Origin of the sequence: Pseudomonas sp. MEJ086, from assembly GCF_030209025.1 — a bacterium.
Taxonomy (GTDB): Bacteria; Pseudomonadota; Gammaproteobacteria; order Pseudomonadales; family Pseudomonadaceae; genus Aquipseudomonas; species Aquipseudomonas fulva_A.
The window spans coordinates 1-15501 of sequence record NZ_JARVSV010000055.1 but is presented as its reverse complement, the minus strand read 5'-3'; the positions used below and the strand labels follow the sequence as shown (position 1 = coordinate 15501).

Below are 15501 nucleotides of genomic sequence, written 5' to 3'. Positions count from 1 at the left end.
ATACTTCGGAGCAGACGCGGGTCAGAGCAGCGGTCAGAGTGGTTTTACCGTGGTCAACGTGACCGATGGTGCCAACGTTGACGTGCGGTTTGTTACGTTCGAATTTTTCTTTAGCCACGACAATTAACTCCTAGCTTAAAGGGGCTGAATCAGCCTTGTTTTTTGGTTACAGACTCGACGATATGCGACGGAGCTGTGTTGTATTTCTTGAATTCCATGGAGTAGCTTGCGCGACCCTGAGACATGGAACGGACGTCGGTTGCGTAACCGAACATCTCACCCAGCGGAACTTCAGCACGGATCACCTTACCGGAGATCGTGTCTTCCATACCCAGGATCATGCCGCGACGGCGGTTGAGGTCGCCCATCACGTCACCCATGTAATCTTCAGGGGTAACAACTTCTACCGCCATGATCGGCTCGAGCAACTCACCACCGCCCTTCTGGGCCAGCTGCTTGGTCGCCATGGAAGCCGCCACCTTGAACGCCATCTCGTTGGAGTCGACGTCGTGGTAGGAACCATCGAACACGGTAGCCTTCAGGCCGATCAGCGGATAGCCGGCGACAACGCCGTTCTTCATCTGCTCTTCGATACCTTTCTGGATAGCCGGGATGTATTCCTTCGGAACCACACCACCCACAACCTCGTTCACGAATTGCAGACCTTCCTGACCTTCGTCAGCAGGAGCAAAACGGATCCAGCAATGGCCGAACTGACCACGACCACCGGACTGACGCACGAACTTGCCTTCGATTTCGCAATTCTTCGTGATGCGCTCACGATAGGAAACCTGAGGCTTGCCGATGTTGGCTTCGACGTTGAACTCGCGGCGCATACGGTCGACCAGGATGTCCAGGTGCAACTCGCCCATGCCGGAGATGATCGTCTGACCAGTCTCTTCGTCGGTCTTGACGCGGAAAGATGGGTCTTCCTGAGCGAGCTTGCCCAGAGCGATACCCATTTTTTCCTGGTCGTCCTTGGTCTTGGGCTCTACGGCAACCGAAATAACCGGCTCCGGGAAGTCCATACGAACGAGGATGATTGGCTTGTCAGCGTTGCACAGAGTCTCACCAGTGGTGACGTCCTTCATGCCGATCAGAGCAGCGATGTCGCCAGCGCGCACTTCTTTGATCTCTTCGCGGGCGTTTGCGTGCATCTGCACCATACGACCCACACGCTCTTTCTTGCCCTTGACCGAGTTGATCACGCCGTCGCCGGAGGCCAACACGCCCGAGTAAACGCGGACGAAGGTCAGAGTACCCACGAATGGGTCGGTAGCGATCTTGAACGCCAGAGCCGAGAACGGCTCGCTGTCATCGGCGTGACGCTCCATTTCCTCTTCCTCGTTATCTGGGTTGGAGCCCTTGATAGCAGGAATGTCGGTAGGAGCCGGCAGGAAGTCGATGACGGCGTCGAGAACCAGGGGAACGCCCTTGTTCTTGAAGGAAGAACCGCAAACGGCCAGAACGATCTCACCAGCGATGGTGCGCTGACGCAGAGCGAGCTTGATTTCGTCGTTGGTGAGTTCTTCACCTTCGAGGTACTTGTTCATCAGCTCTTCGTTGGCTTCGGCCGCAGCCTCGACCATGTTGCCGCGCCATTTTTCGGCGTCTGCCAGCAACTCGGCAGGGATTTCCTTGCGAACAGGAACCATACCCTTGTCGGAATCGTTCCAGTACACAGCTTGCATGTTGATCAGGTCGATCTGGCCCTGGAAGTTGTCTTCCGAACCGATAGCCAGTTGGATCGGCACCGGAGTGTGACCCAGACGCTGCTTGATCTGACCGATGACACGCAGGAAGTCAGCACCGGCACGGTCCATCTTGTTTACGTAAACAAGACGCGGAACGCCGTACTTGTTGGCTTGGCGCCATACGGTTTCCGACTGAGGCTCAACGCCCGAGGTACCGCAGAACACAACGACCGCGCCGTCGAGTACGCGCAGGGAACGCTCAACTTCAATGGTGAAGTCTACGTGCCCCGGGGTGTCGATGACGTTGAAACGGTGCTCGTCCTTGTACTGCTTCTCGGAGCCTTTCCAGAAGGCGGTGATAGCAGCGGAAGTAATGGTAATACCACGCTCCTGCTCCTGCACCATCCAGTCCGTGGTCGCGGCGCCATCATGCACCTCGCCCATTTTGTGGCTTTTGCCGGTGTAAAAAAGGACGCGCTCGGTGGTAGTGGTTTTACCAGCATCCACGTGAGCCACGATACCGATGTTACGGTAGCGATTAATCGGTGTAGTACGAGCCATAAAGCCCTCGCAAATTGAGTGACGCTAAAATTAGAAGCGGTAGTGCGAGAAAGCCTTGTTGGCTTCAGCCATACGGTGCACGTCTTCACGCTTCTTAACTGCAGCACCTTTGCCTTCTGCAGCATCCAACAGTTCACCTGCCAAGCGCAGGGCCATGGATTTCTCGCCGCGCTTACGGGCGAAATCCACCAACCAGCGCATGGCCAGGGCGTTACGACGGGACGGACGAACTTCGACCGGAACCTGGTAAGTAGCACCGCCTACACGGCGCGACTTCACTTCGACCAGCGGAGCGATGGCGTCGAGAGCTTTCTCGAAGATTTCCAGGGGATCGCTGTTCTTACGCTCTTTAACCTTGTCCAGGGCGCCATAAACGATACGCTCGGCAACGGCTTTCTTGCCGCTTTCCATCACGTGGTTCATGAACTTGGCCAGGATTTGGCTTCCGTATTTTGGATCGTCAAGCACTTCGCGCTTGGCTGCTACACGACGTCTTGGCATTTGATAAGCCCTCAAACGGTCTTCAGGTTAGCCCGGAACTGTAACCATCTGGTTACGCCCGACCTTACTCTTATCGACTCAATAAAATTAGAAACTGCATTCAGTACCGACGGCCGATCACTTCGGACGCTTGGTACCGTACTTCGAACGACCCTGGTTACGGCCTTTGACACCCGAGGTGTCCAGCGAGCCGCGAACGGTGTGATAACGCACACCTGGCAAGTCTTTTACACGACCGCCACGGATCAGCACGACGCTGTGCTCTTGCAGGTTGTGGCCTTCACCACCGATGTACGAGGAAACCTCGAAACCGTTGGTCAGGCGAACACGGCAAACTTTACGCAGTGCCGAGTTAGGTTTTTTCGGCGTGGTGGTATACACGCGAGTGCATACGCCACGACGCTGGGGGCAGTTCTGCAGCGCAGGTACGTCGGATTTCTCGACGATACGCTTGCGCGGCTGACGCACCAGCTGGTTGATAGTTGCCATCTACTAGCTCCACTGTCCGTCTTTCGACGCTATTTATTTACACCATAAATAAATGGCAGGGCTTATGCCCTGCCATATTTAGGGGTGCATGAGTCTAAAGAGACTAGCCCCCCCAGTCAAGACACGAGCCCCAACCGCCAGGCGGCCGGGGCACGTTCTCAATTTTCGCTGGAGTTCAACGCTTCGGTCAGCGCTGCTTCCACTTCGCTCGCGCTCACACGCACAGGCTTGTCAGCCTCGCGACGACGTTTGCGCTCGCTGTGGTAAGCAAGGCCGGTACCAGCCGGGATCAGACGACCCACGACCACGTTTTCCTTCAGGCCACGCAGGAAGTCGCGCTTGCCAGTAACCGCTGCCTCGGTGAGAACGCGAGTGGTTTCCTGGAAGGATGCCGCCGAGATGAACGACTCGGTGGACAGCGACGCCTTGGTGATACCCAGCAGAACGCGAGTGTACTTGGCGATGAACTTGTCTTCTTCGGCCAGGCGCTCGTTCTCACCCAGAACCTGAGTGAGCTCCATCTGGTCGCCTTTGATGAAGGTGGAATCACCCGACTCGGCGATCTCGACCTTGCGCAGCATCTGGCGCAGGATGGTCTCGATGTGTTTGTCGTTGATCTTCACGCCTTGCAGACGGTAAACGTCCTGGATTTCGTTGACGATGTACTTGGCCAGCGCGCTCACGCCCAGCAGACGCAGAATGTCGTGCGGATCGCTCGGACCGTCGGAGATGACTTCACCCTTGTTGACCTGCTCACCTTCGAACACGTTCAGGTGGCGCCATTTCGGGATCAGCTCTTCGTACGGATCGCTGCCATCGGTCGGCGTGATGACCAGACGGCGCTTGCCCTTGGTCTCCTTGCCGAACGCGATGGTGCCGCTGATTTCAGCCAGAATCGAGGCTTCTTTCGGACGACGCGCTTCGAACAGGTCGGCAACGCGCGGCAGACCACCGGTGATGTCACGGGTCTTCGACGTTTCCTGCGGGATACGGGCGATAACGTCACCGACCGCAACCTGCGCACCGTCGGCAACACCGACCAGGGCGTTGGCGGGCAGGAAGTACTGCGCCGGCACGTCAGTACCTGGCAGCATCAGATCCTTGCCACTTGCATCGACCAGTTTAACGGCAGGACGGATGTCCTTGCCGGCAGCCGGACGGTCCTTGGCATCGAGCACTTCGATGTTGGTCAGACCGGTCAGTTCGTCGGTCTGACGCTTGATGGTGATACCTTCCTCCATACCCACGAAGGTGACGGTACCTTTCATCTCGGTAACGATCGGGTGGGTGTGCGGGTCCCACTTGGCGACGATGGCGCCAGCGTCGACCTTGTCACCTTCCTTGACGGAGATGACCGCACCGTAAGGCAGCTTGTAGCGCTCGCGCTCACGACCGAACTCGTCGGCGATAGCCAGCTCACCGGAACGCGATACCGCGATCAGGTTGCCGTCCAGACGCTCGACGTGCTTCAGGTTGTGCAGACGAACCGCACCGCCGTTCTTCACCTGGACGCTGTCGGCAGCCGAGGTCCGGCTTGCCGCACCACCGATGTGGAACGTACGCATGGTCAGCTGGGTACCCGGCTCACCGATCGACTGTGCAGCGATGACGCCGACGGCTTCACCGATGTTGATCTGATGACCACGAGCCAGGTCACGACCGTAGCACTTGGCGCAGATGCCGTAGCGGGTTTCACAGCTGATCGGCGAACGCACGACCACTTCGTCGATGCTGTTCAGCTCGATGAACTCGACCCACTGCTCGTCGACCAGGGTACCGGCCGGAACGATGACTTCTTCGGTGCCAGGCTTGAACACGTCACGGGCAATGACACGACCCAGAACGCGCTCACCGAGCGGCTCGACCACGTCGCCGCCTTCGATGTGCGGAGTCATGTACAGACCCTGCTCGGTGCCGCAATCGATCTCGGTCACTACCAGATCCTGGGCCACGTCGACGAGACGACGAGTCAGGTAACCGGAGTTCGCGGTCTTCAGTGCGGTATCCGCCAGACCTTTACGTGCACCGTGAGTGGAGATGAAGTACTGCAGTACCGACAGACCTTCACGGAAGTTCGCGGTGATCGGCGTCTCGATGATCGAGCCGTCCGGCTTGGCCATCAGACCACGCATACCAGCCAGCTGACGGATCTGCGCGGCGGAACCACGAGCACCGGAGTCGGCCATCATGTACATGGAGTTGAAGGACTCCTGATCGACTTCGTTTCCGTCGCGGTCGATGACCTTCTCTTTCGAGAGGTTCGACATCATCGCCTTGGAAACTTCATCGTTGGCCTTCGACCACAGGTCGATCACCTTGTTGTACTTCTCGCCCTGGGTTACAAGGCCGGAGGCGTACTGCGATTCGATTTCCTTCACTTCCTCGGTAGCGGCGTCGATGATGCGCGCCTTCTCGTCCGGAATGACGAAGTCGTTCACGCCGATCGACACACCAGAAATGGTCGAATAGGCGAAACCGGTGTACATCAGCTGGTCAGCGAAGATCACGGTGTCCTTCAGACCAACGGTGCGGTAGCACTGGTTGATCAGACGGGAGATCGCCTTCTTCTTCATCGACTGGTTGACCACGTCGTACGACAGGCCAGCAGGCACAACCTGGAACAGCAGCGCACGGCCGACAGTGGTGTCGACGATACGGGTGTTCTTGGTGATGGTGCCGTCACGGTCTTTGATGACTTCGTTGATACGCACTTTCACACGGGCGTGCAGGGACGCTTCGCCGGCGCGGAATACGCGGTCGACTTCCTGCAGGTCGGCGAACACGCGACCTTCGCCTTTGGCGTTGATGGCCTCACGGGTCATGTAGTACAGACCCAGTACAACGTCCTGGGACGGAACGATGATCGGCTCACCGTTGGCAGGCGACAGGATGTTGTTGGTCGACATCATCAGCGCGCGCGCTTCGAGCTGGGCTTCCAGCGTCAGCGGCACGTGAACGGCCATCTGGTCACCGTCGAAGTCGGCGTTGTACGCGGCGCAGACCAGCGGGTGCAGCTGAATGGCCTTACCTTCGATCAGTACCGGCTCGAACGCCTGGATGCCCAGACGGTGGAGAGTCGGTGCACGGTTGAGCAGTACGGGGTGTTCGCGAATCACTTCGGCGAGAACGTCCCACACCTCTGGCAGCTCGCGCTCGACCATCTTCTTGGCGGCCTTGATGGTGGTCGCCAGACCACGCATTTCCAGCTTGCCGAAAATGAACGGCTTGAACAGCTCGAGGGCCATCTTCTTCGGCAGACCGCACTGGTGCAGACGCAGTGCCGGGCCAACGGTAATTACCGAACGGCCGGAGTAGTCGACGCGCTTGCCGAGCAAGTTCTGACGGAAACGACCCTGCTTACCCTTGATCATGTCAGCCAGGGATTTCAGAGGACGCTTGTTCGAGCCCGTGATGGCGCGACCGCGACGACCGTTGTCGAGCAGTGCGTCGACAGCTTCCTGCAGCATGCGCTTTTCGTTGCGCACGATGATGTCGGGAGCCGAGAGGTCGAGCAGACGCTTCAGACGGTTGTTACGGTTGATGACACGGCGATACAGGTCGTTCAGGTCGGAGGTGGCGAAACGACCACCATCCAGAGGAACGAGCGGACGCAGGTCTGGCGGCAGAACCGGCAGAACGGTCAGCACCATCCACTCTGGCAGGTTGCCGGAACCCTGGAAGGCTTCCATCAACTTCAGACGCTTGGACAGCTTCTTGATCTTGGTTTCCGAGTTGGTCTGCGGAATTTCTTCGCGCAGGCGGCCGATCTCGTGCTCCAGGTCGATAGCGTGCAGCAGCTCGCGAACGGCCTCTGCGCCCATACGGGCGTCGAAGTCGTCACCGAACTCTTCCAGCGCTTCGAAGTACTGCTCGTCATTGAGCAGCTGACCCTTCTCGAGGGTGGTCATGCCCGGATCGATAACGACGTAGCTCTCGAAATAGAGAACGCGCTCGATATCACGCAGGGTCATGTCCATCAGCAGGCCGATACGGCTCGGCAGGGACTTCAGGAACCAGATGTGGGCAACTGGAGATGCCAGCTCGATGTGCGCCATGCGCTCACGACGAACCTTGGCCAGAGCGACTTCAACACCGCACTTCTCGCAGATCACACCACGATGCTTGAGGCGCTTGTACTTACCGCACAGGCACTCGTAATCCTTTACCGGGCCAAAGATCTTGGCGCAGAACAGGCCGTCACGCTCAGGCTTGAACGTACGGTAGTTGATGGTTTCCGGCTTTTTAACTTCACCGAACGACCACGAACGGATCATCTCAGGCGAAGCAAGGCCGATGCGAATGGCATCGAACTCTTCGACTTGACCCTGGTTTTTCAGCAAATTCAGTAGGTCTTTCAAGGCCTTTCCTCCTGGCGGAGCAGGCAGCGGGCATATTGCCCCGCTGCCGATTCACGTCGTGTTATTCGGTTTCCAGATCGATATCGATACCGAGCGAACGGATCTCTTTGATCAACACGTTGAAGGACTCGGGCATGCCCGGCTCCATGCGGTGATCGCCATCCACGATGTTCTTGTACATCTTGGTACGGCCGTTCACGTCGTCCGACTTGACGGTCAACATTTCCTGCAGGGTGTAGGCGGCGCCGTAAGCTTCCAGAGCCCAGACCTCCATCTCCCCGAAGCGCTGACCACCGAACTGCGCCTTACCACCCAGCGGCTGCTGAGTAACCAGGCTGTAGGAACCGGTAGAACGAGCGTGCATCTTGTCGTCCACCAGGTGGTTCAGTTTCAGCATGTACATGTAACCGACCGTGGTCGGGCGCTCGAACTGGTTGCCGGTACGGCCGTCGATCAGGCGCATCTGGCCGCTTTCCGGCAGATCTGCCAGCTTCAGCATGGCCTTGATTTCGCTTTCCTTGGCACCGTCGAACACCGGGGTAGCCATCGGCACGCCTTTGCGCAGGTTGTTGGCCAGGGCCAGCACTTCCTGATCGCTCAGCTCGTCGAGGTTCTCCTGACGCCCACCGATCTCGTTGTAGATCTCGTTGAGGAACTTGCGCAGATCAGCGATCTTGCGCTGCTCTTCGAGCATCAGGTTGATCTTCTCGCCCAGGCCCTTGGCCGCGAGGCCGAGGTGAGTTTCGAGGATCTGACCGACGTTCATACGAGACGGTACGCCGAGCGGGTTGAGGACGATGTCGACCGGCGTGCCATGCACGTCATGCGGCATGTCTTCGACCGGCATGATCACCGAGACCACACCCTTGTTACCGTGACGACCCGCCATCTTGTCACCCGGCTGGATGCGACGGCGGATGGCCAGGTAGACCTTGACGATCTTCAGTACGCCCGGAGCCAGGTCATCGCCCTGCTGCAGCTTGCGCTTCTTGTCTTCGAACTTGTCGTCGAGCAGCTGACGGCGGTCGGAGATGTAGGCCTGAGCCTTTTCCAACTGCTCGTTCAGTGCGTCTTCAGCCATCCGCAGCTTGAACCACTGGCCACGCTCCAGACCGTCGAGCACTTCGTCAGTGATCGCAGCACCTTTCTTCAGGCCGGCGCCGCCTTCGGCGACCTTGCCAACCAGAGCGGCACGCAGACGCTCGAAGGTCGCGCCTTCGACGATGCGGAACTCTTCGTTCAGGTCCTTGCGGATCTCGTCCAGCTGGCTCTTCTCGATCGACAGAGCACGCGCATCGCGCTCGACGCCGTCACGGGTGAAGACCTGTACGTCGATGACAGTACCTTTGGTACCGGTCGGCACGCGCAGGGAGGTGTCCTTAACGTCGCTGGCCTTCTCGCCGAAGATCGCGCGCAGCAGCTTCTCTTCCGGCGTCAGCTGGGTTTCGCCCTTCGGCGTGACCTTGCCGACCAGAATGTCGCCAGGGCCGACTTCAGCGCCCACGTAGACGATACCGGCTTCGTCGAGCTTGTTCAGTGCAGCTTCACCCACGTTCGGGATGTCCGCAGAGATTTCCTCTGGGCCGAGCTTGGTGTCACGTGCCACACAGGTCAGTTCCTGGATGTGGATCGTGGTGAAGCGGTCTTCCTGAACCACGCGCTCGGAGAGCAGGATGGAGTCTTCGAAGTTGTAACCGTTCCAGGGCATGAACGCGACGCGCATGTTCTGACCCAGTGCCAGCTCACCCATGTCGGTGGACGGGCCGTCGGCCATGATGTCGCCACGCGCGACCACATCACCTTTCTGCACCAGCGGACGCTGGTTGATGCAGGTGTTCTGGTTGGAGCGGGTGTATTTGGTCAGGTTGTAGATGTCCACACCGGCTTCACCGGTTTCGACTTCATCGTTGGCAACGCGGACCACGATACGGCTGGCATCGACGGAGTCGATCACACCACCGCGACGCGCCACGACGCAGACGCCGGAGTCACGGGCGACGTTGCGCTCCATGCCGGTACCGACCAGCGGCTTGTCCGAACGCAGGGTCGGAACAGCCTGACGCTGCATGTTCGAGCCCATGAGTGCACGGTTGGCGTCGTCGTGCTCGAGGAACGGGATCAGCGAGGCAGCGACGGAAACGACCTGCTTCGGCGATACGTCCATCAGCGTGACGTCTTCCGGCGCCTTCACGGTGAACTCGTTGAGGTGACGCACGGCTACCAGCTCGTCGATCAGCTGACCCTTGTCGTTCAGGGTCGCGGATGCCTGGGCGATAACGTGATCGGCCTCTTCGATGGCAGACAGGAACACGATCTCGTCGGTGACCTTGCCTTCCTGCACGACGCGGTACGGGCTTTCCAGGAAGCCGTACTGGTTGGTGCGGGCATAGGCTGCCAGGGAGTTGATCAGACCGATGTTCGGGCCTTCCGGCGTTTCGATCGGGCACACACGGCCGTAGTGGGTCGGGTGTACGTCACGGACTTCGAAGCCTGCGCGCTCACGGGTCAGACCGCCCGGGCCGAGTGCGGAAACGCGGCGCTTGTGGGTGATCTCGGAGAGCGGGTTGTTCTGGTCCATGAACTGCGACAGCTGGCTGGAACCGAAGAACTCCTTCACCGCAGCCGCGACCGGCTTGGCGTTGATCAGATCCTGCGGCATCAGGCCTTCGCTTTCGGCCATCGACAGACGTTCCTTGACCGCACGCTCGACGCGCACCAGGCCAACGCGGAACTGGTTCTCGGCCATCTCGCCGACGCAACGTACACGGCGGTTACCCAGGTGGTCGATGTCATCGACGATACCTTTGCCGTTACGGATGTCGACCAGCGTCTTGAGAACTTCGACGATGTCTTCGCGGCTCAACACACCCGAACCTTCGATCTCGGTACGACCGATACGACGGTTGAACTTCATGCGGCCTACGGCGGACAGGTCGTAACGCTCGGCACTGAAGAACAGGTTGTTGAACAACGTTTCGGCAGCATCCTTTGTAGGTGGCTCGCCAGGACGCATCATGCGGTAGATTTCGACCAGCGCTTCGAGCTGATTGGTGGTGCTGTCGATCTTCAGCGTGTCGCTGATGAAAGGACCACAGTCGATGTCGTTGGTGTACAGCGTCTCGATGCGGACGACCTGAGCCTTGGCGATCTTGGCCAGCAGCTCGACCGACAGCTCGGTGTTGCACTCGCTGAGAATTTCACCGGTAGCCGGGTGCACGATCGCCTTGGCGGTGGTGCGGCCGATCAGGTAATCGAACGGTACGTCCAGTTCCTTGATGCCAGCCTTGTCCAACTGATTGATGTGGCGAGCGGTAATACGACGACCCTGCTCGACGATCACCTTGCCGTTGCCGTCCAGGATGTCCTGGCTGGCGATCTCGCCTCGCAGGCGCTGCGGTACGAGCTCCAGGCTCAGGCCTTCGCCTTTCACGTGGAAAACGTTGGTGGTGTAGAAGGCATCGAGCACTTCTTCAGTGCTGTAGCCCAGCGCGCGCAGCAGTACCGAGGCCGGCAGTTTGCGGCGACGGTCGATACGTACGAATACGGCGTCCTTCGGATCGAACTCGAAGTCCAACCACGAACCGCGGTAAGGGATGATGCGCGCGGAGTACAGCAGCTTGCCCGAGCTGTGAGTCTTGCCACGGTCGTGGTCGAAGAACACACCTGGGGAACGGTGCAGCTGGGAAACGATCACTCGCTCGGTACCGTTGATGACGAAGGTACCGTTCTCGGTCATGAGCGGAATTTCGCCCATGTACACTTCCTGCTCCTTGATGTCCTTGATCGCTTTGTTCGACGATTCTTTGTCGAAAATGATCAGGCGCACTTTCACGCGCAGCGGGACGGCGAAGGTCACGCCACGCAGCACGCACTCCTTGACGTCGAACGCCGGCTCGCCCAGGCGATAACCGACGTATTCCAGAGCAGCGTTGCCGGAGTAGCTGATGATCGGGAATACAGATTTGAAGGCCGCATGCAGGCCGATGTCGCGGAACTGTTCCTTGCTCGCGCCTTGCTGCAGGAATTCGCGGTACGAATCCAGCTGGATGGCCAGGAGGTAAGGCACATCCATGACATCCGGCAACTTGCTAAAGTCCTTGCGGATACGTTTTTTCTCAGTGTATGAGTAAGCCATCAGCGTTCCCCAGCTTGGTCACCTGCTTATTTGGCTTCTCCGACGGGAGCAGCCAGAAACTCGTGCAAACCCTAGGTTTGCTCCACCTCGTTGGTGGGTCTTTCACGTTCCAAGCCTGGGCCAGTGAACAGCCGAGTCAGAACGGAAAAAGGCCGGTGGCAAGAGCCACCAGCCGTCAGCCTTATGCGAGTCGCGCGGGCTGTAGACGCAAGGTCGTCGCTTACTTGAGCTCGACTTTGGCGCCTGCTTCTTCCAGAGCTTTCTTGGCAGCTTCGGCTTCGTCTTTCGACACGCCTTCTTTGACCACGCCAGGAGCGCCGTCAACAACTGCTTTAGCTTCTTTCAGACCCAGGCCGGTCAGTTCGCGAACGGCCTTGATGACGTTCACTTTCTTCTCGCCGGCTTCGGTCAGGATGACGTTGAACTCGGTTTGCTCTTCGACAACAGCGGCAGCAGCAGCTGGGCCAGCGGCAGCAACAGCGGCGGTAACGCCGAAGGTGTCTTCCATTGCCTTGATCAGTTCAACAACTTCCAGAACGGTTTTCTGGCCAATTGCTTCGATGATTTGTTCGTTAGTCAGAGACATGACTTAAATCCTGTATGTGAATGGCAGCCTACGCGGCCATCAAAATAAATGACGTTGAAAAGAAACCACGATGCCTTAGGCAGCGGTGGCTTCTTTTTGGTCGCGAATGGCCGCCAGAGTACGAGCCAGCTTGCTGGTAGCGCCTTGAATCACGCTCATCAGTTTCGCGATAGCTTCGTCGCGAGTTGGCAGGGAAGCCAACACGTCGATCTCGTTTGCTGCGAGGAACTTGCCCTCGAACGCAGCTGCCTTGATCTCGAACTTGTCCTGACCCTTGGCGAACTCTTTGAAAATACGAGCAGCAGCGCCCGGATGTTCCTTGGAGAATGCAATCAGGGTCGGGCCTTTGAACACGTCGTTGAGAACCGAATACTCGGTGCCTTCAACGGCGCGCTTGAGCAGGGTGTTACGTACAACACGTACGTATACGCCAGCTTCGCGGGCCTCTTTACGGAGTCCGGTCATAGCGCTTACTGTCACACCACGGGCATCAGCCACGACAGCGGACAGAGCTACTTGGGCAGCCTCGTTGACTTCAGCGACGATGGCCTTCTTGTCTTCGAGCTTAATTGCCACGGGTTTACTCCTGGATGTTACCGTTTCGCCCGACCTGAGCCGGACGGCGTTTTGGTGTCTGATTCGGTAAGAATCGGGAGCACCATCTGCGTAGGGTTGAAGATTGCTCTTCGGGTTTGAGACTTGCGTCCCCTACGGTCTTGGATAGCCCCCGCCAGGCAGGGACCCCAATTTATCGCTGCAGACGCACCAGGTGCGCCTGCAGTCATTCATTAAGCGTCCAGCGAACCTTGGTCGATCAGCAGACCTGGGCCCATGGTGGTGCTCAGCGTCACGCGCTTGACGTAGATGCCTTTCGAGGTTGAAGGCTTCAGGCGCTTCAGATCAGACAGCAGCGCTTCCACGTTCTGCTTCAGCTTGTCGGCGTCGAAGCCAACCTTGCCGACGGAACTGTGGATGATGCCGTTCTTGTCGGTACGGAAACGTACTTGACCAGCTTTGGCGTTCTTGACCGCAGTAGCGACGTCCGGAGTCACGGTACCGACTTTCGGGTTCGGCATCAGACCGCGCGGGCCGAGAACCTGACCCAGCTGGCCGACGACGCGCATGGCGTCCGGAGAAGCGATGACCACGTCATAGTTCAGATCGCCGCCTTTCATTTCGGCAGCCAGATCGTCCATACCTACGCGGTCAGCACCGGCAGCCAGAGCGGCTTCAGCGCCCGGGCCCTGGGTGAAGACGGCAACGCGAACGGTCTTGCCAGTGCCGTTTGGCAGCACGGTAGCGCCACGAACGACCTGGTCGGATTTACGCGGGTCAACGCCGAGGTTGATAGCGATATCAACGGACTCGGAGAATTTGACAGCGGAGATTTCAGCCAGCAACGCAGCAGCGTCGGTGAAGCTGTAGGCTTTGCCCGGCTCGATCTTGGCCGCGATAGCCTTTTGGCGCTTGGTCAGCTTAGCCATTACACACCCTCCACGTTGAGGCCCATGCTACGAGCGGAACCGGCGATGGTACGTACGGCCGCATCCATATCAGCTGCAGTCAGATCGGCCTGTTTGGTCTTGGCGATCTCTTCGAGCTGGGCACGGGTAACGGTGCCGACCTTGACGGTGTTCGGACGAGCCGAACCGCTGGTCAGACCGGCTGCTTTCTTCAGCAGCACGGAGGCCGGGGTGCTCTTGGTTTCGAAGGTGAAGCTACGGTCGCTGTATACAGTGATGATCACTGGAGTCGGCAGACCAGGTTCCATGCCCTGAGTCTTGGCGTTGAACGCCTTGCAGAATTCCATGATGTTCACGCCGTGCTGACCCAGAGCTGGGCCGACGGGTGGCGACGGGTTGGCCTGAGCGGCCTTTACTTGCAGCTTGATATAAGCCGTGATTTTCTTAGCCATTAGCTACTCCAGTTACGGGTTCTAGCGCCTTGCGGCTCCCCGACTATTGCCTGTTTATCCCAGTGACAACAAAACCCCGCAGCCTGTGACTGCGGGGTAAGGGATGCGGTTGTCAGTTACGACTTCTCGACCTGACTGAACTCCAGCTCGACCGGGGTAGAGCGACCGAAAATGGTCACCGCTACCTGGATGCGGCTCTTCTCGTAATTCACTTCTTCGACTACGCCACTGAAATCAGCGAACGGACCATCGGTGACACGAACCATCTCGCCCGGCTCGAACAGCGTCTTGGGCTTGGGCTTGTCACCGCTATCGGCAACGCGACGCAGAATGGCGTCAGCCTCTTTCTCGGTAATCGGTGCAGGCTTGTCGGCAGTACCGCCGATGAAGCCCATCACACGCGGCGTATCCTTGATCAAGTGCCAAGTCGCCTCGTTCATTTCCATCTGGACCAACACATAGCCCGGAAAGAACTTTCGCTCGCTCTTGCGCTTCTGGCCATTACGCATTTCCACCACTTCTTCGGTGGGGACCAGAATTTCGCCGAAATCATCTTCCATTCCGGCGAATTTTACGCGCTCGATGAGCGAACGCATTACATGCTTCTCGTAACCCGAGTAAGCATGCACAACGTACCAACGCTTAGCCACGGGACACCCTATCTCAACTTACGATAAACGACACAAGCCAACCCAGGAGCGAATCAAGCCCCCACAACATCAGAGCCATGACGAGCACGACCAAGACGACGATCAGCGTGGTTTGCGTGGTTTCCTGACGAGTAGGCCAGACAACCTTGCGAATCTCGACGCGAGCTTCTTTCACCAGACCAAAGAAGGCCTGACCCTTTGCCGTCTGCAATGCAATGGCAGCGGCAACCACCGCGAGCACCAGCAACACGACGACACGGTACAGAATCGGCTCACCAGAGAAGTACTGATTACCGACCACCCCAGCAACAACGAGCAGGGCCGCTGCAATCCACTTGAGCAGATCGAAGCGAGAGTCTTTGGCTTCAGACTTAGCATTCATGAACTAGAATCCTGTGGGAAGACACGCCAAAATCACTATGAAAATGGCGGGCCAGGAGGGAATCGAACCCCCAACCTGCGGTTTTGGAGACCGCCGCTCTGCCAATTGAGCTACTGACCCTGAAAAATCAGGCCGACCATTATGCCGGCCCGAGGGGGACAGATCAATCGATTATTCGACGATCTTGGCAACCACGCCAGCACCAACGGTACGACCACCTTCGCGAATTG

12 protein-coding genes and 1 tRNA gene are annotated in these 15501 nt (G+C 58.2%); all 13 read right to left on the bottom strand.

Annotated features, from left to right (window positions below):
• On the bottom strand, nucleotides 1-118 hold a 118-nt coding region (locus QRN22_RS25330), incomplete at its 3' end, for a GTP-binding protein (RefSeq protein ID WP_241779079.1).
• A gap of 31 nt (nucleotides 119-149) precedes the next feature.
• The gene (gene fusA, locus QRN22_RS25325; RefSeq protein ID WP_042553199.1) at nucleotides 150-2255 is read right to left on the bottom strand and encodes an elongation factor G; all 2106 of its coding nucleotides are present in this window, start codon (nucleotides 2253-2255) and stop codon (nucleotides 150-152) included.
• A gap of 30 nt (nucleotides 2256-2285) precedes the next feature.
• The gene (rpsG, locus tag QRN22_RS25320; protein ID WP_010490886.1) at nucleotides 2286-2756 is read right to left on the bottom strand and encodes a 30S ribosomal protein S7; all 471 of its coding nucleotides are present in this window, start codon (nucleotides 2754-2756) and stop codon (nucleotides 2286-2288) included.
• 117 nt (nucleotides 2757-2873) lie between these two features.
• Nucleotides 2874-3245, bottom strand: coding sequence for a 30S ribosomal protein S12 (rpsL, locus tag QRN22_RS25315; protein ID WP_003186084.1), 372 nt, complete (start codon nucleotides 3243-3245; stop codon nucleotides 2874-2876).
• A gap of 158 nt (nucleotides 3246-3403) precedes the next feature.
• Nucleotides 3404-7603, bottom strand: coding sequence for a DNA-directed RNA polymerase subunit beta' (rpoC, locus tag QRN22_RS25310; RefSeq protein WP_042553198.1), 4200 nt, complete (start codon nucleotides 7601-7603; stop codon nucleotides 3404-3406).
• 61 nt (nucleotides 7604-7664) lie between these two features.
• Entirely contained in the window at nucleotides 7665-11738 is a 4074-nt protein-coding gene (gene rpoB, locus QRN22_RS25305; protein ID WP_042553197.1) for a DNA-directed RNA polymerase subunit beta, read from the bottom strand.
• Between the two features lie 220 nt (nucleotides 11739-11958).
• On the bottom strand, nucleotides 11959-12324 hold the full coding sequence (rplL, locus tag QRN22_RS25300) for a 50S ribosomal protein L7/L12 (RefSeq protein ID WP_042553196.1): 366 nt from the start codon (nucleotides 12322-12324) through the stop codon (nucleotides 11959-11961).
• Nucleotides 12325-12399: 75 nt separating this feature from the next.
• Entirely contained in the window at nucleotides 12400-12900 is a 501-nt protein-coding gene (gene rplJ / locus QRN22_RS25295; RefSeq protein ID WP_042553195.1) for a 50S ribosomal protein L10, read from the bottom strand.
• A 212-nt stretch (nucleotides 12901-13112) separates the two neighbouring features.
• Complete coding sequence (gene rplA, locus QRN22_RS25290; protein ID WP_042553194.1) at nucleotides 13113-13808, bottom strand: 50S ribosomal protein L1; 696 nt, start codon at nucleotides 13806-13808, stop codon at nucleotides 13113-13115.
• Complete coding sequence (gene rplK / locus QRN22_RS25285) at nucleotides 13808-14239, bottom strand: 50S ribosomal protein L11 (protein ID WP_025167734.1); 432 nt, start codon at nucleotides 14237-14239, stop codon at nucleotides 13808-13810. Before rplK ends, rplA begins: the two co-directional genes overlap by 1 nt.
• Before the next feature lie 116 nt (nucleotides 14240-14355).
• A complete protein-coding gene (nusG, locus tag QRN22_RS25280) occupies nucleotides 14356-14889 on the bottom strand; it encodes a transcription termination/antitermination protein NusG (RefSeq protein WP_042553193.1) in 534 nt (177 codons plus the stop codon).
• Nucleotides 14890-14902: 13 nt separating this feature from the next.
• Nucleotides 14903-15271 (bottom strand): preprotein translocase subunit SecE, encoded by a 369-nt coding sequence (gene secE / locus QRN22_RS25275; protein WP_042553192.1) that lies wholly within the window; start codon nucleotides 15269-15271, stop codon nucleotides 14903-14905.
• 44 nt (nucleotides 15272-15315) lie between these two features.
• Nucleotides 15316-15391: transfer RNA gene (locus QRN22_RS25270), tRNA-Trp, on the bottom strand.
• Nucleotides 15392-15501: the final 110 nt, after the last annotated feature.

Excerpts from the sequence above, each read along its gene's own strand:
- rpoB (WP_042553197.1), bottom strand. The coding sequence starts at position 11,738 with ATGGCTTACTCATACACTGAGAAAAAACGTATCCGCAAGGACTTTAGC.
- rplA (WP_042553194.1), bottom strand. The coding sequence starts at position 13,808 with ATGGCTAAGCTGACCAAGCGCCAAAAGGCTATCGCGGCCAAGATCGAG.
- secE (WP_042553192.1), bottom strand. The coding sequence starts at position 15,271 with ATGAATGCTAAGTCTGAAGCCAAAGACTCTCGCTTCGATCTGCTCAAG.
- rpsG (WP_010490886.1), bottom strand. The coding sequence starts at position 2,756 with ATGCCAAGACGTCGTGTAGCAGCCAAGCGCGAAGTGCTTGACGATCCA.
- rpsL (WP_003186084.1), bottom strand. The coding sequence starts at position 3,245 with ATGGCAACTATCAACCAGCTGGTGCGTCAGCCGCGCAAGCGTATCGTC.
- rplL (WP_042553196.1), bottom strand. The coding sequence starts at position 12,324 with ATGTCTCTGACTAACGAACAAATCATCGAAGCAATTGGCCAGAAAACC.
- fusA (WP_042553199.1), bottom strand. The coding sequence starts at position 2,255 with ATGGCTCGTACTACACCGATTAATCGCTACCGTAACATCGGTATCGTG.
- rplK (WP_025167734.1), bottom strand. The coding sequence starts at position 14,239 with ATGGCTAAGAAAATCACGGCTTATATCAAGCTGCAAGTAAAGGCCGCT.